This is a genomic window from Caulobacter sp. FV1ye13L (assembly GCF_058681155.1).
The window spans coordinates 1,387,293-1,412,043 of the sequence record NZ_CM178732.1 but is presented as its reverse complement, the minus strand read 5'-3'; the positions used below and the strand labels follow the sequence as shown (position 1 = coordinate 1,412,043).

Genomic DNA, 24,751 nt, shown 5'->3' with positions numbered 1-24,751 from the left:
TCGGTCTATCTGAGAGCTATGGAATGGACCGCTCGCCCCGCCCCGTCGCTCGATGATTTCGCCGCCCTGGCGCAGGCCGCCTTCAAGGCCCTGCCCGAGCCGTTCGCCGGCCTGTCGGCCGATGTCGAGATCCGCATCGAGGACTTCGCCGCCGACGACGTGCTCGACGACCTTGGCGTCGAAGACCCGTTCGAGCTGACCGGCCTCTATCAGGGCGTGGACCTGGGCCGCCGCTCGGTGCTGGATTCCGGCGTCCACCCGTCGATGGTGTTACTGTATCGCCGCCCGATCCTCGACGAATGGTGCGAGCGCGGCGACGTCACCCTGGACGAGCTGATCAGCCACGTTCTGATTCACGAGATCGGCCACCATTTCGGCCTGTCCGACGACGACATCCACCGTATCGAGGACGACGCCTGATGACCCCGCCCCGCTTCGAGCTCGACGCCTTCCGCGACCGGATGAGCGAGGGCTCGTTCGCCAACGGCCTGGACCTGGCCCAGGACGGTTCAGTAGCGCTGATCGCCCTCGAGGACGAGATCGTCACTGCCCATGTCCAGGGCGGCGAGCTCTATGTGGTCGAGCTGCGTCCGCCCGCCGAGGGAACCTGCACCTGCCCGGGCTTCGACAAGTTTGGGGCCTGCAAGCACCAGGTCGGGGTCGCGGCGGCCGTCAACGCGCTGGACACCGCCGGCCTGCAGAAAGCCCAGAGCCGCATGGCCCGCCTGCGCGACGGCCTGGCCCTTGAAAGCCAGGACGCCCTGATCGAGCGCTTGGTCGAGCTGGCGCGGTTGCGGCCGGATGTGCTGGCGGCGCTGGAGGGCGGTCTTACATAAAGGACAGCTACAAGGCGTTGACGCCGGAAAGGCGCATCAGCGGTTTTCTTCCGCGCCATAAACTTCCGGCGCGCCTATCTGTCAAAACCTAGCCAAGACCGCTTTCCCCTACCTCCCGTCATTCCGAGCCTTCGGCTCGGGAGCCCTCTGTCCGCCGCAGGTGCAGGAGGGGCGAAGTGCGCGCGCACTTCGCTGGCGCTTCACGGTTCAGCTGAACCAGGGGTTCCCGCCACAAGGGCGGGAATGACGGTTGAAAGGGGTGTGTTAAACGGAAGGCCGCCAGCGGCGAGGCCCCGCCTTAAACCCTTGGAGGCGAGCCAGCATCCGCTGCGGCGGATGGTTTACGCGCAAGAAAGCGAACGTCAAAAATGAGTGCGCCCGTGAACCACATGAACCGGCATCGAGAGAACGACGGCGATCTCGTCTCTTATGACGAGCGGTTCGATTGCTACGATTTGAAGGTGTCCCAGAGCGTCTCGCAGCAGATTTACTTCTGCCCTTGGTGTGCGGAAAAGTTGCCCGCCTCCCGGCGTGACGAATGGTTTGATCGTCTGGAGGCCATCGGCATAGATCCAATGCGCGATCCCGTTCCTGAGCTCTTCAAGAGTGCGGCTTGGCGACCGGAGCACTCCCCCTCACCCAAAACCTAGCCACCACCGCCGCTTCGCCCTATACCGCCCGCATGTTTGAAGGCCTCTCCCCCCTCGCCCGCGACGCACGCGCCTGGCCGTTCGAGCAGGCGCGCGCCCTGCTGGCCCGCACCCTGCGCCTGCGCCTGTCCGACGCCGAGCGCGATCTCGCCGCGACCCTGATCCACGCCGGCAAGACCGACGAAGCGGTCGCCACGCTGGAAGCCCTGCGCAAACCGGTGGTGCTGGAGACCGGCTATGGTCCGTCGGGCCTGCCGCACATGGGCACCTTCGGCGAGGTGGCGCGCACGACCATGGTCCGCGCGGCGTTCCGCGCCCTGACCGACGACAAGATTCCCACGCGCCTGATCTCGTTCAGCGACGACATGGACGGCCTGCGCAAGATCCCGCCGAACGTGCCCAATGGCGAGGTCATGATCCCGGATCTCGACAAGCCGCTGACCGTGGTCCGCGACCCCTATGGCGAGCACGAGAGCTTCGGCCATCACAACAACGCCCGCCTGCGGACGTTCCTGGACGGTTTCGGCTTCGACTATGAGTTCGTGTCCTCGACCGACTGCTATCGCGGCGGCCGCTTCGACGAGACCCTGCTGATCGCCCTGGAGCGTTTCGACGCCATCCAGAAGATCATGCTGCCCTCACTGGGCGAGGAGCGCCGGGCCACCTATTCGCCGTTCCTGCCGATCAGCCCCAAGACGGGCAAGGTGCTGCAGGTGCCGACGCTGGAGCGCAATGTCGCCAAGGGCACGATCGTGTTCCGCGACGAGGACGGCGAACTGACCGAGGTTCCGGTGACCGGCGGCGGCGTCAAGATGCAGTGGCGCCCCGACTGGGCCATGCGCTGGACGGCCCTGGGCGTCGACTACGAGATGAGCGGCAAGGACCTGATCGACAGCGTCCGCCTGTCCAACCAGGTCTGCAAGGTGCTGGGCGGCTCGCCGCCGGAAGGGTTCCACTACGAACTCTTCATGGACGAGAACAACCTGAAGATCTCCAAGACCAAGGGCAACGGCCTGACCATGGACGAGTGGCTGCGCTATGGCGCGCCCGAGAGCCTGGCCTACTACATGTTCCAGAGCCCCAAGTCGGCCAAGAAGCTCTATTTCGACGTCATCCCCAAGGCGACCGACGAATATCTCCAGCAACTGGACGCTTTCCAGAAGCAGGAACCGGCCAAGCAGATCGACAACCCGGCCTGGCACGTTCACTCCGGCAAGCCGCCGGAGCAGGGCTCGCCGGTGTCGTTCAGCCTGATGCTGAATCTCGTCTCGGCCGCCGACGCGTCGACCAAGGACATCCTGTGGGGCTTCCTGGGCCGCTATGTCGACGGCGCGACGCCGCAGACCCAGCCGCTGCTGGACCGCCTGGCCGGCTATGCGATCAATTACTACGAGGACTTCGTGAAGCCCTCGAAGACCTTCCGCGCCCCGACCGATGTGGAGCGCGCGGCGATGGTCGATCTTCGCGCCCGCCTTGCGGCCCTGCCGGACGGCTGCCTGGACGCCGAGCTGATCCAGAACGAGGTCTTCGCGGTCGGCAAGGACCACGGCTTTGACCCCCTTCGCGCCTGGTTCCAGGCCCTGTACGAAGTGCTGCTGGGCCAAAGCCAGGGACCCCGCTTCGGCTCGTTCGCGGCGATCTTCGGCCTGGACCGCACGATCGCGTTGATCGACGAGAAGCTGGGTTAAGATCCTCCCCCTCTGGGGGAGGACGGCCCAAAGGGCCCGGAGGGGGCCCGCGCGGCCTATGTCCCGCTAGCCCCCTCAGTCGCTCCGCGACAGCTCCCCCAGAGGGGGAGCACCTTCTACCACGCGCATCCAAAGCCCATCCTACCCGCGCTGGGTGAGTCTCCGTGTCTGCGACACCGTGTCCGTTAAGGTGAACGGTCCCTGAATTGCCGGTTAAGGGAATGTCCGCAATTGCGGGCGTAAGGTTCCAGGATCAGAACCCCAAGGTTAGTCCAATGGCTTCGTTCACCCTTCGCCCGTCAGACCGTTCGGAATTCGATTCTCTGCTCGGCGACCTGACCAGCAAATTTCCCGGCGCCCATGTGGAAGCCGCACACAACGACATCTGGGGCTCCTACCGGGTCGACGTGTCCTGCGACGCGCCCTGGGAAGGCGATCTGCTGGCCTATATCAACGGCCAGCACGGCAACTGCCCGCGCACCTAAGGCTTTACTGGCTAGCCCAGAGGATCCTGGCGATCCAGGCCACATCGCCCCGCTCCAGCACGCGGTCGCCATAGTCCCGGTTCAGCGAGGACAGCTCGATCGTCCGGGCGGTGACGCGCGCCAGTTCCTTGGCCATCACTTCTCCCGCATTGGTCTTGACCACCACCCGGTCGCCCCGGCGCGGCTCGATCGAGGGCGAGACCAGAATGCGGTCGCCGTCGCGAAATACCGGGACCATCGAGTCCCCGGAAATCTCCAGCGCATAGACGCCGTCTTCCTGCAGGCCGGGAAAAGCGATCTCGTCCCAGCCTTCGCCGACGGGAAAGCCCGCATCGTCGAAGAAACCGTCCGACCCAGCCTGGGCCAAGCCCAGCAGCGGCACACCCCGCGCCGGCGGGCGCTTGGCCGTTTCGGTGAGGGCGGCGAACTCGGAAAAGCCCACGCCGGTGGCCTCCAGCACCTTGGCCAGGCTCTCGGTCGAGGGCCAGCGCGGGCGCGCCTCGGCGTCTGATGAGGTGCGCTTGGAGCGGTTGAAACTGGTGGGGTCCAGCCCCGCCATCTTGGCCATGGCCGAGGGGCTCATGTCGAAACGCTTTGCGAGCGCGTCAATCGCGGTCCAGATTTCGGTGTGCGAAAGCGCCGTCATGTCGCGAGCTCCAGCGTGGCCGTGCCGGAAGGAAAATAAGCCGCGGGGCTAGGAAAGTAAACCTATTCCGATGACCTTCGGTTGACGTTTACGTAAACGTTGACGTCAACGGAAACCCGGAATAGGGTGATCAACGATAACAAAGCGGCCCCGCCGCGTAGCTGGGCCTTTCCTCTTGGGAGGTTTCTATGTTGGCCGACCTGCGTCGCCCCGAGCGGACGTTCACGATCCGCAATCTCTGCAACGAATTCAAAGCCACGCCCCGCGCCCTGCGCTTCTATGAGGACAAGGGCCTGCTCAATCCGGCCCGCGAAGGCCTCAACCGCGTCTATTCCCACAAGGACCGCGTCCGCCTGCAGCTGATCCTGCGCGGCAAGCGGGTGGGCCTGTCGCTGTCGGAAATCCGCGAACTGCTGGACCTGTATGACGAGAACGACGACGGCGCGGCCCAGATGGCCCGGTCGCTGAAGAAGTTCCGCGAGCGCGCCACCGCGCTGGAACAGCAGCGCGAAGACATCGACGGCGCCCTGATCGAACTGCACCAAGCCTGCGCCCGCCTCGAACAGCGCCTGGCCGAAATCCGCCCCGACCTGCTGCCCCGCGCCGCCGACTATGACCAGGTGCTGCGCGCCCGGCTGGACGGTCACGCGGACGCCGCGCTCGGCAAGTAAGCTCCCCGCTTCTACTCCACTCTCTTCCAGGACCTTCCATGACCTACCAGGCGCCCGTTCGCGATCACGTCTTCATCCTGCGCGACATGCTGAACATTGATCAGCATGGCCAGCTGCCGGCCTTCGCCGACGCCTCGTTCGATACGGTCGAGCAGATCCTGGAAGCCGCGGCCCAGTTCACCGGCGAGGTGCTGGCCCCGCTGAACGCCGTGGGCGACAAGCACGGCTGCGTGCTGGACAAGGACACCAACGAAGTCACCACCCCGCCGGGCTTCAAGGAAGCCTACAAGCAACTGTGCGAAGGCGGCTGGACGGGCCTGGGCTCCGACCCCGCCTATGGCGGCCAGGGCCTGCCGCATGTCGTCAACCTGGCGTTCAGCGAGATGTCGAGCTCGGCCAACATGGCCTTCTCGATGTATCCGGGCCTGGCCCACGGCGCCTATTCGGCCATCCACACCGGCGGCACCGACGCGCAGAAGGAACTCTATCTGCCCAAGATGGTGACCGGCGAATGGACCGGCACCATGAACCTGACCGAGCCGCACTGCGGCACGGACCTTGGTCTGCTGCGCACCAAGGCGGTTCCGCAGGCTGACGGCACGTATCGCATCACTGGCCAGAAGATCTGGATCAGCGCCGGTGAGCACGACATGGCCGACAACATCGTCCACCTGGTGCTGGCCCGCATCGAAGGCGCCCCGGCCGGCGTCAAGGGCATCAGCCTGTTCATCGTGCCCAAGTTCCTGCCCAAGGAAGACGGCTCGGTGGGCGAGCGCAATGCCGGCGCCAAGTGCGTGGGCCTTGAAGAGAAGATGGGCATCCACGGCAACGCCACCTGCGTGATGCAGTATGAAGACGCCAAGGGCTGGCTGATCGGCGGCGAGAACGCCGGCCTGAAGATCATGTTCGTGATGATGAACGAGGCCCGTCTGGGCGTCGGCATGCAGGGCGTGGCCCAGGGCGAGGCCGCCTATCAGGCCGCCGTCGCCTTCGCCAAAGACCGCCTGCAGGGCCGCTCGCTGACCGGCCCCAAGAACGCCGACGGCCCGGCCGATCCGATCATCGTCCATCCGGACGTGCGTCGCATGCTGCTGGAGAGCAAGGCCCTGATCGAAGGCGGTCGCGCCTTCCTGTTCTGGACGGCCCTGCACGGCGACCTGGCGCACGGCCACCCGGACGAGAAGGTCCGGGAAAAGGCCGAGGACTATATGGGCCTGATGACGCCCGTGCTGAAAGGCTACCTGACCGACAAGGGTTTCAAGATCTGTTCCGACGCGGTGCAGGTGCATGGCGGCAGCGGCTTCACCGAGCACTTCCCGGTCAGCCAGTTCATGCGCGATTGCCGCATCGCCCTGATCTATGAGGGCACCAACGGCGTGCAGGCCCTGGACCTGGTCGGCCGCAAGCTGGCCTCCAAGGGCGGCCGCGCGGTGATGACCTTCTTCCAGGAAATCGACCAGTTCATCGGCGAGAACGACACGGATGCGGGCCTGAAACCCTTCATCACGGCCCTGGCCGAGGTGAAGGCCCAGATGCAGGACGGCACCATGTGGCTGATGCAGAACGGCTTGCAGAACCCCGACAACGCCGGCGCGGCCTCGACCGACTACATGCACCTCTTCGGCCTGACGGGCCTGGCCTATATGTGGGCCCTGCAGGTCAAGGCGGCCCAGGCCAAGATCGCGGCCGGCTCGTCCGATCCGTTCTATTCGACCAAGGTGGTCACGGCGCAATATTTCATCGAACGCATCTTGCCTGACGCTGGGGCGCATCTGACCAAACTCAAGACGGGCTCAGCGACCCTGATGGCGCTGCCTGCGGAGGCTTTCTGATCATGAGCGTGCTCGACGTCGCAAAACCGGCTTTCATGGCTGAGGAAGACATCGCGATCTTTGACGACGCGGTGGGCAAGTTCTTCGACGAGCACGCGCCTGAAGCGACGGTCGCCCAGTGGCGCAAGAACCACTGCGTCGATCGCGACATGTGGACCAAGGCGGGGGAGGCCGGCTTGCTGGGCCTCTCCGTGCCGGAGGAATATGGCGGGGCCGGCGGCGACTATCGCCACGAGGTCGTGCTGATGGAACAGCTGGGCCTCAAGGGCGTGGATGGCTTCGGCATCAGCCTGCACAACGCCATCATCATGCCCTATCTCGTCCACTACGGGACTGAGGAGCAGAAGCGCCGCTGGCTGCCCAGAATGGCCACCGGCGAACTGGTCGGCGCGATCGCCATGACCGAGCCCGGCGCGGGCTCGGACCTTCAGGGCATCAAGACCACCGCCAAGAAGGTCGGCAACCAGTACGTCATCAACGGCTCCAAGACCTTCATCACCAATGGTCAGACCGCCAATCTGATCATCGTGGTCGCCAAGACCGACGCCGCCGCCGGCGCGCGCGGCACCTCCCTGCTCATCGTCGAGACCGATGGCGCGGAGGGCTTCGAGCGGGGCCGCAACCTCGACAAGCTGGGCCAGGAGGCTCAGGACACGTCGGAACTGTTCTTCAACGACGTCAAGGTTCCGACCGAGAACCTGCTGGGCACGGACGAGGGCCAGGGCTTCTTCCAGCTGATGGGCCAACTGCCGCAGGAGCGCCTGAACATCGGCGTTCAGGGCATGGCCACCATCGAGCGGGCGCTTGAGCTGACCATCGCCTACGTCAAGGAGCGCCGGGCCTTCGGCAAGGCAATCCTTGATTTCCAGAACACCCAGTTCGTGCTGGCCGAATGCAAGACCGAGGCGACCGTGGCCCGGGTGTTCGTCAATCACTGCATTGAGCTGCACCTGGCCGGCAAGCTCGACGCCGCCACCGCCTCGATGGCCAAGTACTGGGTCAGCGATCTGGAGAACAAGATCGTCGACCGCTGCCTGCAGCTGTTCGGCGGCTATGGCTTCATGAACGAGTATCCGATCGCCCGCATGTACCGCGACAGCCGCGTACAGCGGATCTATGGCGGCACCAACGAGGTGATGAAGATCCTGATCGCGAGAACGCTGTGATCCTCACGCTCGCCCTGCTGGCCCAGGCCGCCACGGCGGCCCCCAAGCCCGCCGCGCCCGACGCGCGCGCCGCCGTGGTCTGCGTTCGCGCGGCCCCCGGCGGTCGCCGGCCCCTGACTTTCAGCGGAACCCTGGTGGGCAAGCGTCCGCAGCCGGGAGCCTTCAAGCTGCCGCTGACGCCGGGCAGCGATGTCTGCAACAACCTGCTGCGCTCCAAGATCGCGACCTGGTCGCTCGAAGTCACCACCTCGGGCTTCACGCCCTGCGTCCTGCCCGCGCCGGAGTTCGGCCAGCGGGTGACCTACAGCGCCAAGGCCGGCGCCCGCGGTCTGAAGTGCGCCCAGATCGCCAAGAGCCCGATCGGGACCTGGAAGTAATGTCCGTCCACACCGCCACCATCAGCTGGTCTCTGAAGCCCGACGAGGACTTCGCCAAGGGCCGCTATAGCCGCGTCCACACGCTGGCCTTCGACGGCGGCGTGACGACGACCGGTTCGGCCTCGCCCTCGGTCGTGCCGCTGCCGTGGTCGGATCCGGCCGGCGTCGATCCCGAAGAGATGTTCGTGGCGGCCCTGTCGGCCTGCCACATGCTGACCTTTCTGGACCTGGCCCGCCGGGCCGGATTCCACATCACCGCCTATGCCGATACGGCCGAAGGCCTGATGACCAAAAACGATCACGGCGCGATGTGGGTCAGCACGGTCAACCTGCGCCCCAGGATCACCTATGCGGGCGCGCCGCCCAGCGAGGCCGAAGAAACGGCCCTGCACGAGGCCGCCCACCACACCTGTTTCATCGCCAATTCGGTTCGCACGGATGTGCGGGTCGAGCCGGCGCCTACCCCACCCCCCGTTTAGACGACGCAGGAAGGAGCCATCAAATGGCCGACGCTTACATCTTTGACGCCGTGCGCACCCCGCGCGGCAAGGGCAAGAAGGACGGATCTCTGCACGAGATCACCTCGCTGTCCCTGGCCAGCCAGGTCCTGGAAGCCCTCCGTGACCGCAACAATCTCGACACCTCCTATGTCGACGACGTCGTGCTCGGCTGCGTCGCCCCCGTGGGCGAACAAGGTTCGGACATCGCTCGCACCGCTGTGCTGACCGCCGACTATGCCGAGAGCGTCGCCGGCGTGCAGATCAACCGCTTCTGCGCCTCGGGCCTGGAAGCCGTGAACATGGCGGCCGCCAAGGTCGCCTCCGGCGAGGCCCAACTGGCCATCGGCGGCGGCGTCGAGAGCATGAGCCGCGTGCCCATGGGCAGCGACGGCGGCGCCTGGCCGACCGACCCGTCCAGCGCCTTCAAGACCTATTTCGCCCCGCAGGGCGTCTCGGCCGACCTGATCGCCTCGCTGTACGGTTTCTCGCGCGATGACGTCGACGCCTATGCCGTCGAGAGCCAGCGCCGCGCCGCCGCCTCGTGGGCCGACGGCCGCTTCAAGAAGTCGGTCATCGGCGTCAAGGACCAGCTGGGCATCACCATCCTGGATCACGACGAGACCGTGCGCGGCTCGACGACCATGCAGACCCTGGCCTCGCTGAACGCCTCGTTCACGGGCATGGGCGAGATGGCCTTCGACGCCGTGGTCACCCAGCGCTATCCGCAGGTGGAAAAGATCAATCACGTCCACCACGCCGGCAACAGCTCGGGGATCGTCGACGGCGCCGCCGGCGTGCTGATCGGCACCAAGGAAATGGGCGAGGCCCTGGGCCTGAAGCCCCGTGGCCGCATCAAGGGCGCCGCCTCGATCGGCAGCGAGCCCTCGATCATGCTGACCGGCCCGTCGCTGGTCACCGAGAAGCTGCTCAAGCGCCTGGGCATGGGCGTGAAGGACATCGACCTCTATGAGCTGAACGAGGCCTTCGCCGCCGTCGTCCTGCGCATGATGCAGGCGCTGGACATCCCGCACGACAAGATGAACGTCAACGGCGGCGCCATCGCCATGGGTCACCCCCTGGGCGCCACCGGCGCGATGCTGATCAGCACCATGCTCGACGAACTGGAGCGCTCCGACAAGGAGACCGCCCTGATCACCCTGTGCGTCGGCGCCGGCATGGGCACCGCCACCGTCATCGAACGCGTCTAAGGAGCTAACACCATGGAAAACTTCAAGATCGAGGTCGATTCCGACGGCGTGGCCCTGGTCACCTTCGACGTGCCCGGCCGGACGATGAACACCCTGACCGCTTCGGTGATCAAGGAAATCGGCGACGTCGTCGAGACCATCAAGAGCGACGCCAACATCAAGGGCGCCGTCATCACCTCGGGCAAGACGACCGGCTTCTGCGCCGGCGCTGACCTGGGCGAACTGGGCGGCTCCGGCGGCCTGGGCGGCGGCGGCGCGGGCGAAGAGGGCCTGAAGGCCGCCTTCGAAGCCGGCTTTGCGCTCAACAAGGCGTTCCGCGCCCTGGAAACCTGCGGCAAGCCGGTGGCTGCGGCCATCAATGGCCTGGCCATGGGCGGCGGCCTGGAAATCACCCTAGCCTGCCACTATCGCGTCGTGGCCGATAACCCCAAGATCCAGCTGGCCCTGCCGGAAGCCAAGGTCGGCCTGCTGCCCGGCGCCGGCGGCACCCAGCGTCTGCCGCGCCTGATGGGCGTGATGAACGCCGCGCCCTACCTGCTGGAAGGCAAGTCGATGAAGCCGGCCGAGGCGCTCGCCGCCAAGGTCGTGCATGAAGTCGTGCCCGCCGATCAGGTGGTCGAGGCCGCCAAGACCTGGGTCAAGACCAAGGGCGACCCCGTCGCGCCGTGGGACAAGAAGGACTTCAAGCTGCCCGGCGGCGGCCCCTACAGCCCCGGCGGCAGCCAGGTGTTCGTGATGGGCAACGCCATGCTCCGCAAGAGCACCTATGGCAACTATCCCGCCCAGCTGAACATCATGAAGGCGGTCTATGAGGGCACGCAGGTGCCGTTCGACGCCGCCCTGCGGATCGAGACCCGCTACTTCCTCAAGACCATGATGACGCCCCAGGCCAAGGGCATGATCCGCACCCTGTTCCTCTCCCTCCAGGAGCTGGGCAAGGGTTCGGGCCGTCCCGCCGGCGTGCCGCACTATGACGTCAAGAAGGTCGCCGTCCTCGGCGCCGGCATGATGGGCGCGGGCATTGCTTACGTCCAGGCCATGGCCGGCATCGAGAGCGTGCTGATCGACCAGACCCAGGAAGCCGCCGACAAGGGCAAGGGCTACGCTGAAGCCCTGGTCAAGAAGGCCGTCTCGCGCGGCAAGATGACCGCCGAAAAGGGCGAGAAGGTCCTGGCCCTGATCACCCCGACCACGGACTACGCCCTGGTCAAGGGTTCGGACCTGGTGGTCGAGGCCGTGTTCGAAAACCGCGAAGTGAAGGCCGACGTCACCAAGAAGGCCGAAGCCCAACTGGCCGACACCGCCATCTTCGGCTCCAACACTTCGACCCTGCCGATCACCGGCCTGTCGAAAGCCTCGGTGCGTCCCGCCTCGTTCATCGGCATCCACTTCTTCTCGCCGGTCGACAAGATGGGCCTGGTCGAGATCATCATGGGCGAACAGACCAGCCAGGAAGCCCTGGCCAAGTCGATCGACTACGTCCTGAAGATCAAGAAGACCCCGATCGTCGTCAATGACAGCCGCGGTTTCTACACGTCGCGTTGCTTCGGCACCTTCGTGCAGGAAGGCCTGGAAATGATGGCCGAGGGCATCGCCCCGGCGATCATCGACAATGTCGGCCGCGCCACCGGCATGCCGCGTGGTCCGCTGGAGATGAACGACGACGTCGCGCTCGACCTTTCCTACAAGATCGGCGAGCAGACCAAGAAGGACCTCGGCGACAAGTACGAGGAGCGGCCGTTCGCGCCGGTCCTCGAAAAGATGGTCGTCGAGATGGGTCGCCTGGGCCGCAAGAACGGCAAGGGCTTCTATGACTATCCGGAAAGCGGCGCCAAGCGCATCTGGCCGGGCCTGGCCGAGCTGATGCCGGTGACCACCGCGGACGCCGACAAGGCCCTGATCGAGGAGATCCGCACGCGTCTCCTCTATCGCCAGGCCGTGGAAGCCGCCCGCTGCTTCGAGGAAGGCGTCATCGTCGATCCGCGCGAAGCCGATGTCGGCGCGATCCTGGGCTGGGGCTTCGCGCCCTGGACCGGCGGTCCCGTCAGCATGATCGACGGTATTGGCCTGAAAGCCTTCGTCGAGGGCTGCGACGCTCTCGCCCAGAAGTTCGGCACGCGGTTCACGCCGCCCAAGCTGCTGCGCGAAATGGCCGAGAAGGGTGAAACCTTCTACAGCCGCTTCGGCGTCAAGACGAAGGCGGCGGCGTAAAGCTTCCTCCATCGCTGAGACAGGAGAGGGCCCGGCGGCGACGCCGGGCCCTTTTCATGTCAGCGCGGCGATGTTGCGGCCATGCTTGCGCCTCACCCCGTCCCTATCCGTGGCGCTCGTTTTGGACGGGCGAGACAGACACTGATGCCGGCGGCCCTCGCCCTGATCGCCGACAGACCGGCGCCGCGACGACAGGGCCGCGCCACGCCGTGGATCGTGCTGGCCTCTACGATCGCGCACCTGCTGGTGTTGGGTGGCCTGATCTCCGGCGTCCGCGTCATGCCGCAACGAGTCGAGCCGCCGGTCCTCAGCGTGGAGTTGCTGCCGCCCGTCAGGCCTGACCCGCCGGCGATGTCACCCGTCCGATCCGCGCCCGCGACGCCGGCAGCCCAGGCCGTTGCGGCCCCCGTCGCGCCGGTAGCGCCCGAGCTCGCAAGACCAGCCTCCCCACCCGAGCCGCCCACCTCGGCCGCCGCCCCGCCCGGCTTCAGGGCGCAGGGCCTGACCGGCGGCGGCCAGGCCCTGCGCGAGACGACCCGCGACGGACTTGGCTGTCGCAACGCCGATGGGCTGGCTCTGACCAAGGCCGAGCAGACCGTCTGCGACGAGACCCTCGGCGAAAAAAACAAGAACCGTCCGGCGATGTATGCGGTGATCGATCCCGCCAAGAAAGCGGCCTTCGATGGCGACTGCAGGAAGGACGACGACTGGTGCCTCTATCGCACCGGCAAGGGCCCCTATCCGGGGCTCCTGGGTCTGGGCCGAAAGAAGAAGATCAAGGACTGGGACTGAACCATGGCGCTTGCCGCGCCGCAGGACTAGGCTTGCCCCATGCGCAACAACCTCACCGGCGACGACCGCGTCCTGCTGGACCGCTATATCGAAAGCGTCCTGCTGCGATTTAACGACAACCGCTACAATCTGGGCGAAGCGACCCAGGAACTGGCCGAGGCCTTCGTCCGCGTGGCGGCGGGCGAGCCTGACTGGCTGGGCCACATGCGCGGCGTGGTCGAGGCCGGCGACGACGCCTGAGCCACAACGGAAAAGGGCCCCGCCTTGCGGCGGGGCCCTTCGCTCTCCAGCGCTAGATGACGCTTACCAGCTCTTGGTCAGGGTCAGGTAGGCGCGGCGTTCGGCTTCCAGACCAGCGGTCTGCTGCTGACGCGCTTCGATCAGGTTCTGACCGCTGAGCGCCAGGATGAAGCCGTGCTCGAACTGGCGGGCGACGCGACCGCCGACCGAGGCGTAGCCTTCGACCGGGACCAGGGCCGAGGTGGTGCTGTAGCCGTCAAAGCCGCCGACAAAACGCACATAGCCGTCAGCCGACCATGCGCCGCCGTCCCAGCCCAGGGCGACATTGCCGCGATAGGCGGGCGTCGTTTGCTCGAAGGCCGTGCCGCGACCCACGGCCGAATAACCGGCCAGCGGCTGGTCTTCAACGTCGGTCCAGGTGTAGTCGGCGCTCCAGTGATAGCCACCCTCGACCGTGCCCGAGGCCGAGAGCTCGACGCCCTTCATCTTCGACTCGCCGATGTTGCGGTAGCTGATGATCGGCAGCGTGGTCGCGGTCGGGGCGATATCGAGCTGGGTCGAAGAGAGCTGGCCCTTAACATCCTCGGTCTTCTGGACGAACACCGAAGCGCCGATCTTGGCGTTCAGGGCCGGCAGGGCGCGGTCATAGCCGAGCTCATAATTGGTGACGATCGAGGGCTTCAGGGCCGGATTGCCGCTGGCGCCGATGGTGAACGGGCCGACGGCCAGTTTCAGCTGCACGGCGCCGAGGTCAACCAGGGTCGGAACCTGGACGCCCTTGGCGACAGTGGCGCGGATCGAGTCCAGGTCGCTGGGACGATAGACCAGACCCAGATTGTAGCTGGTTTCCTTGATCGAGCGGTCCCAAAGGGCGTTGTTGGCCATCGGGAAAGCGACCGGGAAAACACCCGTACGTTCGAGATCCAGCTTGTCATAGCGGACGGCGGCCGTGGTCGACAGCTTGTCGCTGATCGCCCAGGTCCACATGCCCGAAGCGGCGAGCACGTCATAGGCGATCTGAGCGCCGCCGATCGGTGCGGTATTGACCTCGTTGTGGCGATACTCGGCGCCAACGCGGAAGGTATGCTTGGCTCCGACCTTGAACAGGTTCTGGGCGCTGACGACCGTGATCTCGTTATCGAACTTGGTCGCCTGGCCGACCACCAGGTGCTTGGCCGACAGCATGTTGCGATAGGCCGACAGCTCCAGGGTGCCGAACTTGGTTTCAGACGCCAGGGCGCCCTTCACCGAGCTGGTTACATATTTGGTCGGCGAATAGCTGTTGTTGGACAGCATCTCGCTGACCTGGACGTTCGACCACGAACCTTCGATGCGCAGTTCGGTCTTGTCGTTCAGCTGGGTCAGGGTGTCGAGATTGGCCGAAACCCGGGCCGGGTCGGTCAGCAGGTTGCTGGCGACGCCGACGGTGTTCTTCCACTCGTCCATCTGAACGGCGCCGGCCGAAAGGCGGGCCGAGAACTTGTCGCCCAGCTTGACGGTCTTGACGGCCGAGATCTCTTGGTGACCGCCGAGGCCCGCGCGCACCGTGACCGAGCCGACATTGTCGAACTTCGGGTTGAAGGTGATGATGTTGACGACGCCGCCGACGGCGTTGAAACCGAACAGAGCGCTGTTGGGGCCCTTGACCACTTCGATCTGGCGGATTTCTTCCAGCTGGACCGGCAGGGTCGCCCAGGCGGTATAGCCATAGTGGTCGAGATAGACCTGACGGCCATTGATCAGCACCAGCAGGCGGGGCGACATTGACCGGTCATAGCCACGCACGCTGATGTCGGCGCCGGCAGCGCCGGCGTTGAGCACGTCCAGGCCCGAGACCCGGCTCAGGAGGGTGGGCAGGTCGGTGGCGCCCGAGCGCTTGATGTCGGCGGCGGAGATGATCTCCATGGCCACCGGGGCCTCGGTCGAACGTTGCGGCGAACCGGTGGCGCTGGTGGTCACCGGTTCGTTGAACAGCTGCTCCATGGCGCCGTAGTCGATCGACTGGGCCGAAGCGGCGGTGGCCGAAGCCAGGATGATCAGGCCGACCGAAGCGCCGGCGAAGAGAGTCGTTTTCATGGGTTTGTCTCGTTCGTTCGCTGGGGTCAGACTTCGCGGATCATCATGCGGAAGGCGGCCTTGAAGACCGCGCCGACCGCGGCGGCCGCTGAGCGGCTGACCACGATTTCCACCTTGGGATCGGCCGAGACGCTCATCACGCAGGCGCCGCTGGTGACGCAGCCCATGTCTGAACCGATGGTGATGATCTTCTTGCCCTTGGCGGCGGCGCCGACCGGGCCGGCATTGACGCCGGTGGTGATGTAGAGCGCCGCGACGCCCGACACGCCGGCGACGTCGCCGGCTTCGACAGGCTTGCCGGTGAGGGTCAGGGCGCCGGCGCTCAGTCCGCCGCCGATCGCGGCCATGATGGCGTTCTTTTCGGCGACGGAAGCGGGCTTGGACGGGTCGAAGACGACGCCCAGCGTAGCTTTGCCCGTCGGGCCGTTTTCAAGGAAGGTGAGCGCGCGGCCTGCGACCTGCAGGTCCTTGGCGGCGTCGGCGTGAGCGCTGATCGGTGCGGCGACGAGCGCGATGGCGCAAAGCACCAGAACGCCAGGCTTGGTCTTTTTCGACATTTCTATTGATCCCCTGCCCGGATTTCTTTCGGGCTTTCCTGCGGGGGACAAAGAACTGGATTAGTAAACAGAGCGTAACTTAGTGTCGCAGAACGATGTTAGGAGTTTTGATAGAGTAAGCTTTGAGGGGTATCACTTGCTACCCAAAACGGGTTTTAGTGATATTTGTACAGAAAAGGGATACTCGTAACAACTCTATCCAATCTATATGTCGAAGAAATATGGTTGCGCGATGCATAAGTTATCTACAATTCGTGGCCCAAGCGTCACTTTCGTGACGATTGGGCCAGAAGAGCAAAAGATATTCCCGGCCAGGAACTCGGCTTTTCTGGAGACCAATATCTAAAATGGACATTTTGTCGCATCAGCGCGAAAAACGTCGCAAAGTGCGTGTTTTCAGGTCCGTCCGAGGCGGATTTCGGCTCCGAGCAGCCAATTCGCCTGTCGAAAAAGACAACCCGACGCCGATCCAGCGTGCCGCCGACACGCTTCTGACCAAAGGAGGGGCCTCAGGCGCGGCCTCGTGAAGCCACGCCCTCGCCTAAACAGGGCTTCTAGAAGAAGCGCTCGCCGATCCGGATGGTGTCGCCCGGGGCGACCGTGACGGTCGGATCCAGTGTCAGTTTCTGCTCTTCGGTCGCGCCGTTGCGCTTGACGAAGACCTGCTTCTTGTCGGCCCGGTAGGTATAGCCGCCCGCTGTGGCGACGGCGTTCATCACCGTCAGGCCCGAGGTGTAGGGATAGGTGCCGGGCTTGCTGACTTCACCCAGGATATAGAATGGGCGGAAGGTCAGAACCTCGGCGCTGACGCGCGGGTCCTTCAGATAGCCGTCGCTCAGCGAGGTCTGCACGGCTTGCTGGAACTGGCTAAGGGTAAGGCCGGCGGCCTTGACCTCTCCGATCAGCGGCAAGGAGACAAGGCCGCTGCCCGTGACGAAGAACTCGCCCGAGAGGGTGGGTTCGCCATAGACGGTGACGCGGACCTTGTCGCTGGATCCCAGCAAATAGGCGCCGTCCTGCGCGGCGGCGGCGGGCGGCGGCGGCTGTCGGGCGTGCGCCGGCGCGGCGCTCAGGGTCCCGAGGACAAGCACACTCGCCAACAGGACAAAGATCCAATTTAGGTTTCGTCTGACGATAGTCATCGGATTAAAGTCTCTGAATAAGCGTGTCCCTACCTGCGTGTCATGACACGGGCGCACAGCAGCGACAAGCATGCGACTCAAGCGCGACGAGACTTTCGCGCCTGAAGAACGACCGGCGATCCCTCGATCAGGCGAACTGCGGTGAGAACGCCCGTCGCATAGGCTCCCGTATCAATATTAATACGGTCAGGACCGATGAAGGGCTCCTCGTCCGGCGTGTGGCCATGGACGACGACGCAGGGCAGCCGATGAGGTTGCGAGAGAAAGTCGTTTCGGATCCACATCAGATCCTCGGGTGTCTGCCGGTCCAGCGGCACACCGGGCCGCACCCCCGCATGCACGAAGAAGTAGTCGCCATAGGTCGCCGACAGTTCCAGCGCCTGCAGGAACGCCACGTGACTAGCGGGCACCTGGGTCTGGAAACTGGCCTGGATGTTGCGCCAGGCGTCCTGGTCCACCCGACCGATCGGCCGGGCCACGCCATAGGAGGTCATGGTGTCGGCGCCGCCGAACTCGACCCAGGCCGCGCCGGCCTCGGGATTGTCGAGGAACGACAGCATGGTCTGCTCGTGGTTGCCCATCAGGGCGCGAACCTCGAAGACGCCCTGCTGGGCCGAGGCGGCGGTTAAGGCGATCAGCCGCTCGATGACCCCGCGCGAGGCCGGCCCGCGATCCACATAGTCGCCGACGAACACCAGGACGGGGCGATCATGACGCCCCAGGGCGGTGAAATCCCGCGCGATCACGTCCAGCAGCTCATCCAGCAGGTCCAGATGGCCGTGGATGTCGCCAATCGCATAGACGACGCGCCCTCCCGTCGAGGCGGCGGCCGCCGGGCTGGGTTTGGGCCGGAAAAACTTGAACTTCATCACCTGTCCACTCGGGCGCTTCGACCGCCCACTGAGGCGAGGCGCAACTTGCCTGAGACGGGGAGCTCCATCAACCACCCGCCAGAGATCCTTACCAGACAATACACCACACTCTAATACTTCATGTTTACCACAGTTATTCGCATATCATTACTCCTAATATCTTAGTTACCATTTGTATTCATTTCCAAATCACCAGTCTTTTTAAGCTGATAATTGGGTCTTAATTGCATTGTTACATCGTCATTAAGGGCGATGTTTCGATGAATATCCGCAAACAACTCACCAAGTTCGCCAGCGTTGCTTTCTTTCTGGCTGGCGCCACGGCTGCAAACGCTGAAGCCCGCCCCTTCATGGCGCGCGGTGATACGGTCCAGGCCCCTCCGGGCTTCACATTTATGTGCGAGCGCGACCAAACGGCCTGCGAAACGGCCGTCGCGATGGTCGCCCCGACCTCCACCCTGGCGATGTCGGCCCTCAGCACCTCGTCGCTGGGCCGGACCTGGCCCATGGCGATGGCCGCCGCCGAGCGCCAAGCTTCCGACACCGCCCAGGACGCCGCCGAGTTGGGCCTCGTCATGGTTGAAACCCTGCAAGCCTACCGGCCAGAGGCGGTCGAGGATTTCCTGCCCGCCGGCGTTCTTCGCCCCGTCGCCCCCGCCCCGACCGTCGCCCCGGTCGTGCTGGCCGCCGGTCCGGCCCAACTGGGCAAGGGACAGCTGAAGCTGATCACCAGCATCAATCGCGACGTGAACCGCGAAGTTCAAAAGGCCAACGACTTGGACCTCTATGGCATGCCGGAGTACTGGACCCTGCCGCAGGTCGTCGACGGCAAGATGTATGGCGACTGCGAGGACTATGCCCTGGAAAAGCGCCGCCGCCTGATCGAGGCCGGCGTGTCCGCCGAAGCCCTGTCGATGGCTGTTGTCGTTACCCGCCGCGGCGAGCGTCATGCGGTTCTGGTTGTGGCGTTCGAGACCGGCGACGTTGTGCTGGACAACCTGACCCCGTGGCCCACTCCGTGGGCCGCGCTGGGCTACACCTGGATCCAGCGTCAGGTCGCCGGCTCAAACGCCTGGACCACCGTCAGCTAGATGTGAGCCTTTGAAGAGCACGGGGCCAGGCCCGCGCCAAGGCAATGCTCGCGAATAGGACGCCGGGACAGGGCTCCGGGCGCGACCCCGGAAGGAAACCGATCGCAATGGCCGCTCCCGCCTCGGGGCTCCAGACAGCGGCTCCAGACAGCGGCTCCAGACAGCGGCTCCAGACAGCGGCTCCAGACAGCGGCTCCAGACAGCGGCTCCAGACAGCGGCTCCAGACAGCGGCTCCAGACAGCGGCTCCAGACAGCGGCTCCAGACAGCGGCTCCAGACAGCGAAAAGCCCCGGAGCGTGCTCCGGGGCTTTTCGGTATTCCGGGCTTGGGTGGCGGCTAGACCGCCAGGCGGATCGCCTCGATCGCCACAATCCAGAAGCCTGCAGAAACGACGGCGGCCAACAGCCATCCGATGGCGCGGGGCAGGCGCCTGACGCCAGCGACAGGGTTCCCCGTGACGGAGTGCATCGCGGTAAGATTGGCCGGGATCATCGACATGGTGTTGCTCCTGTGCGGCCCAGCCTAGGGAGCGAGCGCTAAATTCGCGCTAACGAACAGCGTTTATGCAGCGCTAACGCTATCTATAGTTAACCGGCGGTTTAGAAGTGACGCCGGCGCCGCAGTGCGATAAATGAACTGTGGACGGCCTGGGTCTGTTTCTCGGGCCAGCGCTTGATGGAGATCAGCGGTGAGTGGGGGCTGGAGCACGGAAGTTCTGAAGCGCGAGCCCGCAACCTTTCTGCCGCGGGTCGCCGTAGACCCGATGAAACGTCTCTGTGACGTTCTTGCGTCAACTTTACTACTGATCTTCTTTTTGCCGGTCCTGTTGCTCGCCGCTCTGCTTATCCGGCTGGAATCGCGCGGCCCTGCCCTGTTCCGCCAGACGCGGGGCGGCCTCAACGGCAAGACCTTCACCATCTACAAGCTGCGCTCAATGCGCTGCGAAGAGAACGGCGACACCGTCGTGCAGGCCAAGCGCGACGACGATCGCGTGACCCGCATCGGCAAGATCATCCGCGCCACCAGCATCGACGAGCTTCCCCAGCTGCTGAACGTCCTCAAGGGCGACATGTCCCTGGTGGGTCCTCGTCCTCACGCCCAGGCGCATGACGCCTATTATGGCGCGCTGATCCCGGCCTATCAGATGCGCTTCCAGGCGCGCCCGGGCCTGACGGGCCTGGCCCAGATCAAGGGCCTGCGCGGCGCCACCAACGACCTGGACGACATGTCCAGCCGCGTTAAGGCCGATATTGACTACATCGACAACTGGTCGCTGCTGACCGACCTTCGCATCATGCTGCTGACCGTGCCGCACCTGTTGCTGGCCGAGAACGCCTACTAGGGCGCACGCGTCCCAAGCAGCGGTTCCAGCGACCCGCCGAAGTCACCAAGAGTGATAGCAATTGGTCCGCCACTTTGGTTGAAGGCTGTCTTCTCGAATCCAGAAGCCAAGGTTCAGATGGCGGCGGGCGCCTGAAGGCCTGAGAACGCCCGTCAAACTTTCCCTGACACGCCGTCCGCTCACCAGCGGCTAGCGGACCGGCGGCGGCTCCGCGCGCAGCACCGCGATCTGGAGGGCCATGCCAATCCGCCCAGTCGGATTGTACAAGGCGTTGGCCATGGCGATGAAGCGCTTGGGCTGCCTCTGACGCCGCCACTCGGTCTGGAACTGATAGATCGCAGACTGCCGGCCAGCAGCGCTAAGCTCGCCCCAGCGCTCATAGGCGAACATCGTCCGGCGGCTAAACAGGCTCGTCTGCAGAGGCGCCACCGCGAAGGAGTGCTCAAGGGCCAGGTTTGAGGCCTCCTGACGCCCCAAGGCGGCGTCCACTGCGGCGCGGCGCAACCAGGCGGCGCCTGAGGCAGGGCGCAGGCCGACCTCGCGAGCGCTTAGACGATCCAGGCGATCCAGTTCGACCGCGTCAGGCTTGGCCCGAGCGAGCCCTGTCTCTATGCGGCGCGCCAGAGCCTCAGCTGGAGCGGTGGGCCAGGCGGTGAGATCACCACCAAATCGCGAGGCCAGCATGGGCGCCGTCACCAGGACCGAGGCCAACATGACGGCGCCCGCTGCGACGCCGGCTCCCCATGAAATCCGTGGGTCAGGCGATCGCGCCAGGCCCGGTCCAGCCGCCATCGATCCGACGACGCCGAGGATGAGGGCCGCCAGCGCCTGGATGGCCGGAACCTGCAGCGCGAAATCGGTCACGCCATGCAGCAGGAAAACCAAGGCTGCACAGGCTGTGGCCCTTGCCCAGGTCGCGGTCGTGCCTTCGCGCAGGCCGCCGCGCAGGATCGGCCAGATCAGAACGAGGAACAGCAGCGCCATGACAACGGCGCCGACCACCCCGCCTTCCTCAAGCCACTGGAGATAGAGATTGTGAACGGCGCGGACGTCGAACAGCACGCGCAGGTTTTCCTGGGTCGCCACCAGCTGGTTGACGGTCGGGAACGAACCCAGACCGAATCCAAACCAGGGCGAGGACTGGAAGGCCTCCCAGTGCGGCGCGAAGATCGCGGTCCGGACAGAGATGTCCTGTTCGGTATTGTTAAGCCGTTCGGCGACCAGTTCGGTGCTCCGCAGGCTCAGGGCCCCGACCACCAGGAGCAGCGCCATCGCGCCCAGTCCGGCGACCACGCGGAAGCGCTGACGCTGGGCGATCGCCTCCCCGACCAGCATCAGGCCAAGGCCGACCAGGGTCGCGGCCAGACCGGCGCGAGAAGCGGTCAAAAGCAGGGCGGTCAGCAGCACGCCGACAATGGCCATGCAGGCCACCGCCTCGGGATCGCCGCGCCTGAGCATGGCCAGACCCCGTTGACGGCGAACCCGGTTGGCGGTGGCGGCGACAGCCAGCAGTAAACCACCGCCAAACACTGTGGCGGCGCTGTTGGGGCTCAGCAGGGTCGCGACCAGACGTGTCGAGCGGCGCAGGCCGACGTGATCCAGGAAGGCCAGGGTGGCATAGACGCCAACCGCCATGACCGCGATCCGCAGGAACCAGCGTCCCCGGGCTTCGGAAACGCCGATGATCCGCGCCGCCACGAACAGGCAGGCCAGGCCGAGGAGCTGGACAAGGTTGAGCCAGACGGCGGAGCGATCCACGGTGATGGCGCCCGGGCGCTCGGGCACATAGGCCCAAACGGGATGGGCGCCGCCTGGCGCCCAGGGGCTCAGCGCCCAAAGGACCGCGAGCAACAACAGCCCGAAAAGCGGGATCTGGATCGCCATGCCCCGCAGCCGCGTCAGATCGCGCCTGGCCCAGCGGCAGGTGGCCAGGAGACCGATCAGGAAGGCCGCATAGACGCCGCTGAACAGGCAGGCCGTCGAGATCTCGCTGGCGCCGAAGGCAATGACCGCCATGAAGACCAGTCCGAGAAGAACGCCGACGGCGACCTTCTCGGACGTGGCCAGGCGACGGACAGCGCCGCGGCCAGCACGGGCGGGCGACGCCGCCCCCGCCGCCGGCCGCGCCCGCGTCTTAGTCGGCATAGTACTTACGGTAGCTCTTGTAATAGTAGTCGGCGCCGCCGTAGCCGTAGCGGGTCTGAGCCTTCAGATCGACCTGGGTCAGGGCGAGGCCCGCCAGGAAGACGCCTCGGCCGTGCAGCAGGCCGATGGCCGCCGTGATGGCCTTGACCGGGGTCTTCTTCCAGCGCGCCAGCATGACGACCGCGTCGGTGTGCGGCGCCAGGATGCGGGTGTCGGCAATGGCCAGCAGGGGCGCGGTGTCGAGCAGCACCACGTCGAAGCGATTGCGCAACTCGCCGAGCAGGCGGAGCATGGCGGGCGAGCCCAGGACGTCGCGCGGCGTATAGGCCGACTTGGTCAGAGCCAGGACCTTGGCGCCGCTCGGATCGGAGATCAAAGCCTCATCAAGGGTGCAGACACCGTTCAGCACCTCGAGAAGACCAAGCTTCGGAACTTCCGGCAGGAAGCGATTAATGGCGCTCTGACGCAGATCGCAGTCAACGATGATCACGTTGGCGCCCGAGGTGGCCAGGGTCCGAGCCAGGGAGAAGGTGGTGGTGGTCTTGCCCTCGCCCGGCAGGGACGAGGTGACCGCGATGACTTTCACAGCCTCGCCGACCTTCGAATAGAGGATGGCCGCCCGCAGCTTGCGGAAGCTCTCGGCGAAGGTCGAAAGCGGCTTGGCCAAGAGGTAGTCGGGCGGGCTCATGTCCCGCGCCAGCTTGGCGTCATCGATCGCCGAGCTCAGCAGCGGGATCGACCCCAGATACGGCAGGCCGATACGACGCTCGACCTCGTCTTCGGTGAAGATGCCCGCCATCAGGATCTCAGCCAGCACCACCGACGCAGCGCCGGCGCCCAGGGCCAGAACCAGGCCCAGGGCCAGGTTCAACGAAGGCTTGGGATAGCTGGGAGCCGTCGGGATCTTGGCGCGCGACACCACGCGGGCGTCGGCCTGTTCGATGCCCTGGCTGCTGGAGGTCTGCTTGAAACGGGCCAGCAGGGACTCATAGAGCGTGCGGACGGACTCGGCCTTGCGCTCCAGTTCGTTCAACCGGATGCTGGCGCGGTTATTGCCCGCCAGGGCGCCCTTGGACGCCGAGACGCTGCCGGCCATCGAGCCCGTGCGCTGACGCGCGACCTGGGCCTGGGCTTCCAGGTTGGAGATGATGCGGCGGATTTCGGCCTGGATCTGGCCGTCGATGTCCGTCAGTTCGCGCTTGGCCTTGAGCAGGTCCGGGTGGCGGTCGCCATACCGGCCGCTCATGTCGGCCACCTTGGCGCTCTGCTCGGCGCGCTGTTTGCGCAGTTGCTGAACGACAGGCGAATTCAGCGACTCTCCGACGTCTTCACCGGTGCTGCCGCGGGCCAGCTGGTTGCGGGCGATGTTGAGGCGGGCGTCGGACTCGGCCTGCTGGGCGCGGGCCGAAGCCAGCTGCTGGTTCAGGCCCGAGATCTCCTGCTCGGTCAGGGTCGCGCCCTCGGCGCTCATCAGATTGTTGGCGATCTTGTATTGCTGGACGGCGGCCTCGGCCACCTGCAGTTGGTCGCGCAGCTCGGCGACGCGGGTGTCGAGCCATTCGTTGGCCTTGGCCGTGGCGTCGAACTTGGCCTCGAGCTGTTCGGTCAAATAGAGATCGGCGAAGGCGTTGGCGATCCTCGCCGAGTCTTCGGGATTGGTGTGGGTGTATTCCACCGAGATCAGGTAGGTCAGGCCCGAGCGCCGAACCTTGAGACCCTGAAGCAGGTTGTCGACGACCTTTTCCTGCTGGCGCTGAGCCTCGACGGAACCGACGATGGCGGTCGGAGCGACCACCTTCTTGACCCAGGGCAGCCACGACCCGACGCCCTTGGCGCCGGGGGCATTGGGATTGAAGTAAGGATCCTGCGTCAGCTTCAGCTGCTTGACCACGCGCGCAGCCAGGGACCTGGATTTCAGGACCTCCACCTCGGTGTCGACCACCGAGGAATCCGCCGGCAGACCCGACAGAACCGCGCTCATGTCGGCGACCTGCTCCTTGCGGACGTCCAGCATGACCTGGGCGGTCGCCGTATAGCGCGGCGTTTCCTGCAAGGTGTAGAGCAGCACCGCCACGAACACCGCCAGAGCAACGGCCGCAAAGAGGCGCAACCGGCGGCGGAAGGTGGCGATCGCGATATTCAGATCAAAAGACATCGCTCCGGCGCTAAGCGCCGGAGCGTGTTGGGTCTCGAAGGAAGAGCCGTCCATGGGTACTCTCAATG

24 protein-coding genes are annotated in these 24,751 nt (G+C 65.4%); 16 read left to right on the top strand and 8 right to left on the bottom strand.

From position 1 onward, the window contains the following. The first annotated feature begins 18 nt into the window (after positions 1 to 18). The 5 genes from ACW176_RS06595 to ACW176_RS06575 all read left to right on the top strand — a co-directional run bounded on the left by ACW176_RS06595 (position 19) and on the right by ACW176_RS06575 (position 3,659). Positions 19 to 420 carry a metallopeptidase family protein gene (locus ACW176_RS06595; protein ID WP_492111890.1) on the top strand — a complete coding sequence of 134 codons (402 nt, stop codon included), beginning with the start codon at positions 19 to 21 and terminating at the stop codon, positions 418 to 420. Continuing rightward, entirely contained in the window at positions 420 to 836 is a 417-nt protein-coding gene (locus ACW176_RS06590) for an SWIM zinc finger family protein (RefSeq protein ID WP_492111347.1), read from the top strand. Before ACW176_RS06595 ends, ACW176_RS06590 begins: the two co-directional genes overlap by 1 nt. A 389-nt stretch (positions 837 to 1,225) precedes the next feature. Next, the gene (locus ACW176_RS06585; protein ID WP_492111889.1) at positions 1,226 to 1,486 is read left to right on the top strand and encodes a DUF6980 family protein; all 261 of its coding nucleotides are present in this window, start codon (positions 1,226 to 1,228) and stop codon (positions 1,484 to 1,486) included. A 32-nt stretch (positions 1,487 to 1,518) separates the two neighbouring features. Then, positions 1,519 to 3,174: a lysine--tRNA ligase gene (locus ACW176_RS06580; RefSeq protein WP_492111888.1), complete on the top strand. Its 1,656-nt coding sequence runs from the start codon at positions 1,519 to 1,521 to the stop codon at positions 3,172 to 3,174. A gap of 275 nt (positions 3,175 to 3,449) precedes the next feature. Next, positions 3,450 to 3,659: a hypothetical protein gene (locus ACW176_RS06575; RefSeq protein ID WP_419319524.1), complete on the top strand. Its 210-nt coding sequence runs from the start codon at positions 3,450 to 3,452 to the stop codon at positions 3,657 to 3,659. Positions 3,660 to 3,663: 4 nt separating this feature from the next. On the opposite strand, the gene ACW176_RS06570 is transcribed toward ACW176_RS06575, so the two are convergent. Then, entirely contained in the window at positions 3,664 to 4,305 is a 642-nt protein-coding gene (locus tag ACW176_RS06570; protein ID WP_492111346.1) for a S24 family peptidase, read from the bottom strand. 191 nt (positions 4,306 to 4,496) lie between these two features. Here ACW176_RS06570 and ACW176_RS06565 point away from each other — a divergent pair, with 191 nt between their 5' ends. From ACW176_RS06565 to ACW176_RS06525, 9 genes are all read left to right on the top strand, one after another. Beyond that, complete coding sequence (locus ACW176_RS06565) at positions 4,497 to 4,976, top strand: MerR family transcriptional regulator (RefSeq protein WP_419255911.1); 480 nt, start codon at positions 4,497 to 4,499, stop codon at positions 4,974 to 4,976. Between the two features lie 38 nt (positions 4,977 to 5,014). Further along, positions 5,015 to 6,808, top strand: coding sequence for an acyl-CoA dehydrogenase C-terminal domain-containing protein (locus ACW176_RS06560; protein WP_492111345.1), 1,794 nt, complete (start codon positions 5,015 to 5,017; stop codon positions 6,806 to 6,808). A gap of 2 nt (positions 6,809 to 6,810) precedes the next feature. Beyond that, positions 6,811 to 7,974, top strand: a complete 1,164-nt coding sequence (locus ACW176_RS06555) for an acyl-CoA dehydrogenase family protein (protein ID WP_419319520.1) — start codon at positions 6,811 to 6,813, stop codon at positions 7,972 to 7,974. Continuing rightward, a complete protein-coding gene (locus tag ACW176_RS06550) occupies positions 7,971 to 8,351 on the top strand; it encodes a hypothetical protein (RefSeq protein ID WP_492111344.1) in 381 nt (126 codons plus the stop codon). Before ACW176_RS06555 ends, ACW176_RS06550 begins: the two co-directional genes overlap by 4 nt. After that, entirely contained in the window at positions 8,351 to 8,830 is a 480-nt protein-coding gene (locus tag ACW176_RS06545) for an OsmC family protein (RefSeq protein ID WP_492111343.1), read from the top strand. Before ACW176_RS06550 ends, ACW176_RS06545 begins: the two co-directional genes overlap by 1 nt. Positions 8,831 to 8,853: 23 nt before the next feature. Then, positions 8,854 to 10,059, top strand: coding sequence for an acetyl-CoA C-acetyltransferase (locus ACW176_RS06540; RefSeq protein ID WP_492055890.1), 1,206 nt, complete (start codon positions 8,854 to 8,856; stop codon positions 10,057 to 10,059). A 12-nt stretch (positions 10,060 to 10,071) separates the two neighbouring features. After that, positions 10,072 to 12,270 (top strand): 3-hydroxyacyl-CoA dehydrogenase NAD-binding domain-containing protein, encoded by a 2,199-nt coding sequence (locus ACW176_RS06535; protein WP_492111342.1) that lies wholly within the window; start codon positions 10,072 to 10,074, stop codon positions 12,268 to 12,270. Between the two features lie 144 nt (positions 12,271 to 12,414). After that, positions 12,415 to 13,062: a hypothetical protein gene (locus tag ACW176_RS06530; RefSeq protein WP_492111341.1), complete on the top strand. Its 648-nt coding sequence runs from the start codon at positions 12,415 to 12,417 to the stop codon at positions 13,060 to 13,062. Between the two features lie 39 nt (positions 13,063 to 13,101). Further along, entirely contained in the window at positions 13,102 to 13,302 is a 201-nt protein-coding gene (locus tag ACW176_RS06525) for a hypothetical protein (protein ID WP_419319515.1), read from the top strand. A 63-nt stretch (positions 13,303 to 13,365) separates the two neighbouring features. Here ACW176_RS06525 and ACW176_RS06520 read toward each other — a convergent pair whose 3' ends face one another. The 4 genes from ACW176_RS06520 to ACW176_RS06505 form a co-directional block, all read right to left on the bottom strand. Continuing rightward, positions 13,366 to 15,378, bottom strand: a complete 2,013-nt coding sequence (locus ACW176_RS06520; RefSeq protein ID WP_492111340.1) for a TonB-dependent receptor plug domain-containing protein — start codon at positions 15,376 to 15,378, stop codon at positions 13,366 to 13,368. A 26-nt stretch (positions 15,379 to 15,404) separates the two neighbouring features. Further along, the gene (locus ACW176_RS06515; protein ID WP_492111339.1) at positions 15,405 to 15,935 is read right to left on the bottom strand and encodes a hypothetical protein; all 531 of its coding nucleotides are present in this window, start codon (positions 15,933 to 15,935) and stop codon (positions 15,405 to 15,407) included. Positions 15,936 to 16,489: 554 nt separating this feature from the next. Then, complete coding sequence (locus ACW176_RS06510) at positions 16,490 to 17,077, bottom strand: polysaccharide biosynthesis/export family protein (protein WP_492111338.1); 588 nt, start codon at positions 17,075 to 17,077, stop codon at positions 16,490 to 16,492. A 77-nt stretch (positions 17,078 to 17,154) separates the two neighbouring features. Beyond that, positions 17,155 to 17,946 (bottom strand): metallophosphoesterase family protein, encoded by a 792-nt coding sequence (locus ACW176_RS06505; protein WP_492111337.1) that lies wholly within the window; start codon positions 17,944 to 17,946, stop codon positions 17,155 to 17,157. A 263-nt stretch (positions 17,947 to 18,209) separates the two neighbouring features. Between ACW176_RS06505 and ACW176_RS06500 the strand changes: the two genes are divergently transcribed. Next, positions 18,210 to 19,040, top strand: a complete 831-nt coding sequence (locus tag ACW176_RS06500) for a transglutaminase-like cysteine peptidase (RefSeq protein ID WP_492111336.1) — start codon at positions 18,210 to 18,212, stop codon at positions 19,038 to 19,040. Between the two features lie 337 nt (positions 19,041 to 19,377). On the opposite strand, the gene ACW176_RS06495 is transcribed toward ACW176_RS06500, so the two are convergent. After that, a complete protein-coding gene (locus ACW176_RS06495) occupies positions 19,378 to 19,539 on the bottom strand; it encodes a hypothetical protein (protein WP_492111335.1) in 162 nt (53 codons plus the stop codon). A 265-nt stretch (positions 19,540 to 19,804) separates the two neighbouring features. On the opposite strand from ACW176_RS06495, the gene ACW176_RS06490 reads away from it, so the two are divergent. Further along, on the top strand, positions 19,805 to 20,383 hold the full coding sequence (locus ACW176_RS06490; RefSeq protein WP_419319507.1) for an exopolysaccharide biosynthesis polyprenyl glycosylphosphotransferase: 579 nt from the start codon (positions 19,805 to 19,807) through the stop codon (positions 20,381 to 20,383). Positions 20,384 to 20,572: 189 nt separating this feature from the next. On the opposite strand, the gene ACW176_RS06485 is transcribed toward ACW176_RS06490, so the two are convergent. Together ACW176_RS06485 and ACW176_RS06480 are read right to left on the bottom strand one after the other, a co-directional pair. Next, positions 20,573 to 22,528, bottom strand: a complete 1,956-nt coding sequence (locus ACW176_RS06485) for an O-antigen ligase family protein (RefSeq protein WP_492111334.1) — start codon at positions 22,526 to 22,528, stop codon at positions 20,573 to 20,575. Continuing rightward, complete coding sequence (locus ACW176_RS06480; protein WP_492111333.1) at positions 22,518 to 24,737, bottom strand: GumC family protein; 2,220 nt, start codon at positions 24,735 to 24,737, stop codon at positions 22,518 to 22,520. Before ACW176_RS06480 ends, ACW176_RS06485 begins: the two co-directional genes overlap by 11 nt. Positions 24,738 to 24,751 lie beyond the last annotated feature (14 nt).

Excerpts from the sequence above, each read along its gene's own strand:
- ACW176_RS06490 (WP_419319507.1), top strand. The coding sequence starts at position 19,805 with ATGAAACGTCTCTGTGACGTTCTTGCGTCAACTTTACTACTGATCTTC.
- ACW176_RS06535 (WP_492111342.1), top strand. The coding sequence starts at position 10,072 with ATGGAAAACTTCAAGATCGAGGTCGATTCCGACGGCGTGGCCCTGGTC.
- ACW176_RS06575 (WP_419319524.1), top strand. The coding sequence starts at position 3,450 with ATGGCTTCGTTCACCCTTCGCCCGTCAGACCGTTCGGAATTCGATTCT.
- ACW176_RS06505 (WP_492111337.1), bottom strand. The coding sequence starts at position 17,946 with ATGAAGTTCAAGTTTTTCCGGCCCAAACCCAGCCCGGCGGCCGCCGCC.
- ACW176_RS06530 (WP_492111341.1), top strand. The coding sequence starts at position 12,415 with ATGCCGGCGGCCCTCGCCCTGATCGCCGACAGACCGGCGCCGCGACGA.
- ACW176_RS06545 (WP_492111343.1), top strand. The coding sequence starts at position 8,351 with ATGTCCGTCCACACCGCCACCATCAGCTGGTCTCTGAAGCCCGACGAG.
- ACW176_RS06590 (WP_492111347.1), top strand. The coding sequence starts at position 420 with ATGACCCCGCCCCGCTTCGAGCTCGACGCCTTCCGCGACCGGATGAGC.
- ACW176_RS06515 (WP_492111339.1), bottom strand. The coding sequence starts at position 15,935 with ATGTCGAAAAAGACCAAGCCTGGCGTTCTGGTGCTTTGCGCCATCGCG.
- ACW176_RS06500 (WP_492111336.1), top strand. The coding sequence starts at position 18,210 with ATGAATATCCGCAAACAACTCACCAAGTTCGCCAGCGTTGCTTTCTTT.
- ACW176_RS06555 (WP_419319520.1), top strand. The coding sequence starts at position 6,811 with ATGAGCGTGCTCGACGTCGCAAAACCGGCTTTCATGGCTGAGGAAGAC.
- ACW176_RS06480 (WP_492111333.1), bottom strand. The coding sequence starts at position 24,737 with ATGGACGGCTCTTCCTTCGAGACCCAACACGCTCCGGCGCTTAGCGCC.
- ACW176_RS06510 (WP_492111338.1), bottom strand. The coding sequence starts at position 17,077 with ATGACTATCGTCAGACGAAACCTAAATTGGATCTTTGTCCTGTTGGCG.
- ACW176_RS06520 (WP_492111340.1), bottom strand. The coding sequence starts at position 15,378 with ATGAAAACGACTCTCTTCGCCGGCGCTTCGGTCGGCCTGATCATCCTG.
- ACW176_RS06495 (WP_492111335.1), bottom strand. The coding sequence starts at position 19,539 with ATGTCGATGATCCCGGCCAATCTTACCGCGATGCACTCCGTCACGGGG.
- ACW176_RS06540 (WP_492055890.1), top strand. The coding sequence starts at position 8,854 with ATGGCCGACGCTTACATCTTTGACGCCGTGCGCACCCCGCGCGGCAAG.
- ACW176_RS06525 (WP_419319515.1), top strand. The coding sequence starts at position 13,102 with ATGCGCAACAACCTCACCGGCGACGACCGCGTCCTGCTGGACCGCTAT.
- ACW176_RS06580 (WP_492111888.1), top strand. The coding sequence starts at position 1,519 with ATGTTTGAAGGCCTCTCCCCCCTCGCCCGCGACGCACGCGCCTGGCCG.
- ACW176_RS06585 (WP_492111889.1), top strand. The coding sequence starts at position 1,226 with ATGAACCGGCATCGAGAGAACGACGGCGATCTCGTCTCTTATGACGAG.
- ACW176_RS06485 (WP_492111334.1), bottom strand. The coding sequence starts at position 22,528 with ATGCCGACTAAGACGCGGGCGCGGCCGGCGGCGGGGGCGGCGTCGCCC.
- ACW176_RS06560 (WP_492111345.1), top strand. The coding sequence starts at position 5,015 with ATGACCTACCAGGCGCCCGTTCGCGATCACGTCTTCATCCTGCGCGAC.
- ACW176_RS06595 (WP_492111890.1), top strand. The coding sequence starts at position 19 with ATGGAATGGACCGCTCGCCCCGCCCCGTCGCTCGATGATTTCGCCGCC.
- ACW176_RS06570 (WP_492111346.1), bottom strand. The coding sequence starts at position 4,305 with ATGACGGCGCTTTCGCACACCGAAATCTGGACCGCGATTGACGCGCTC.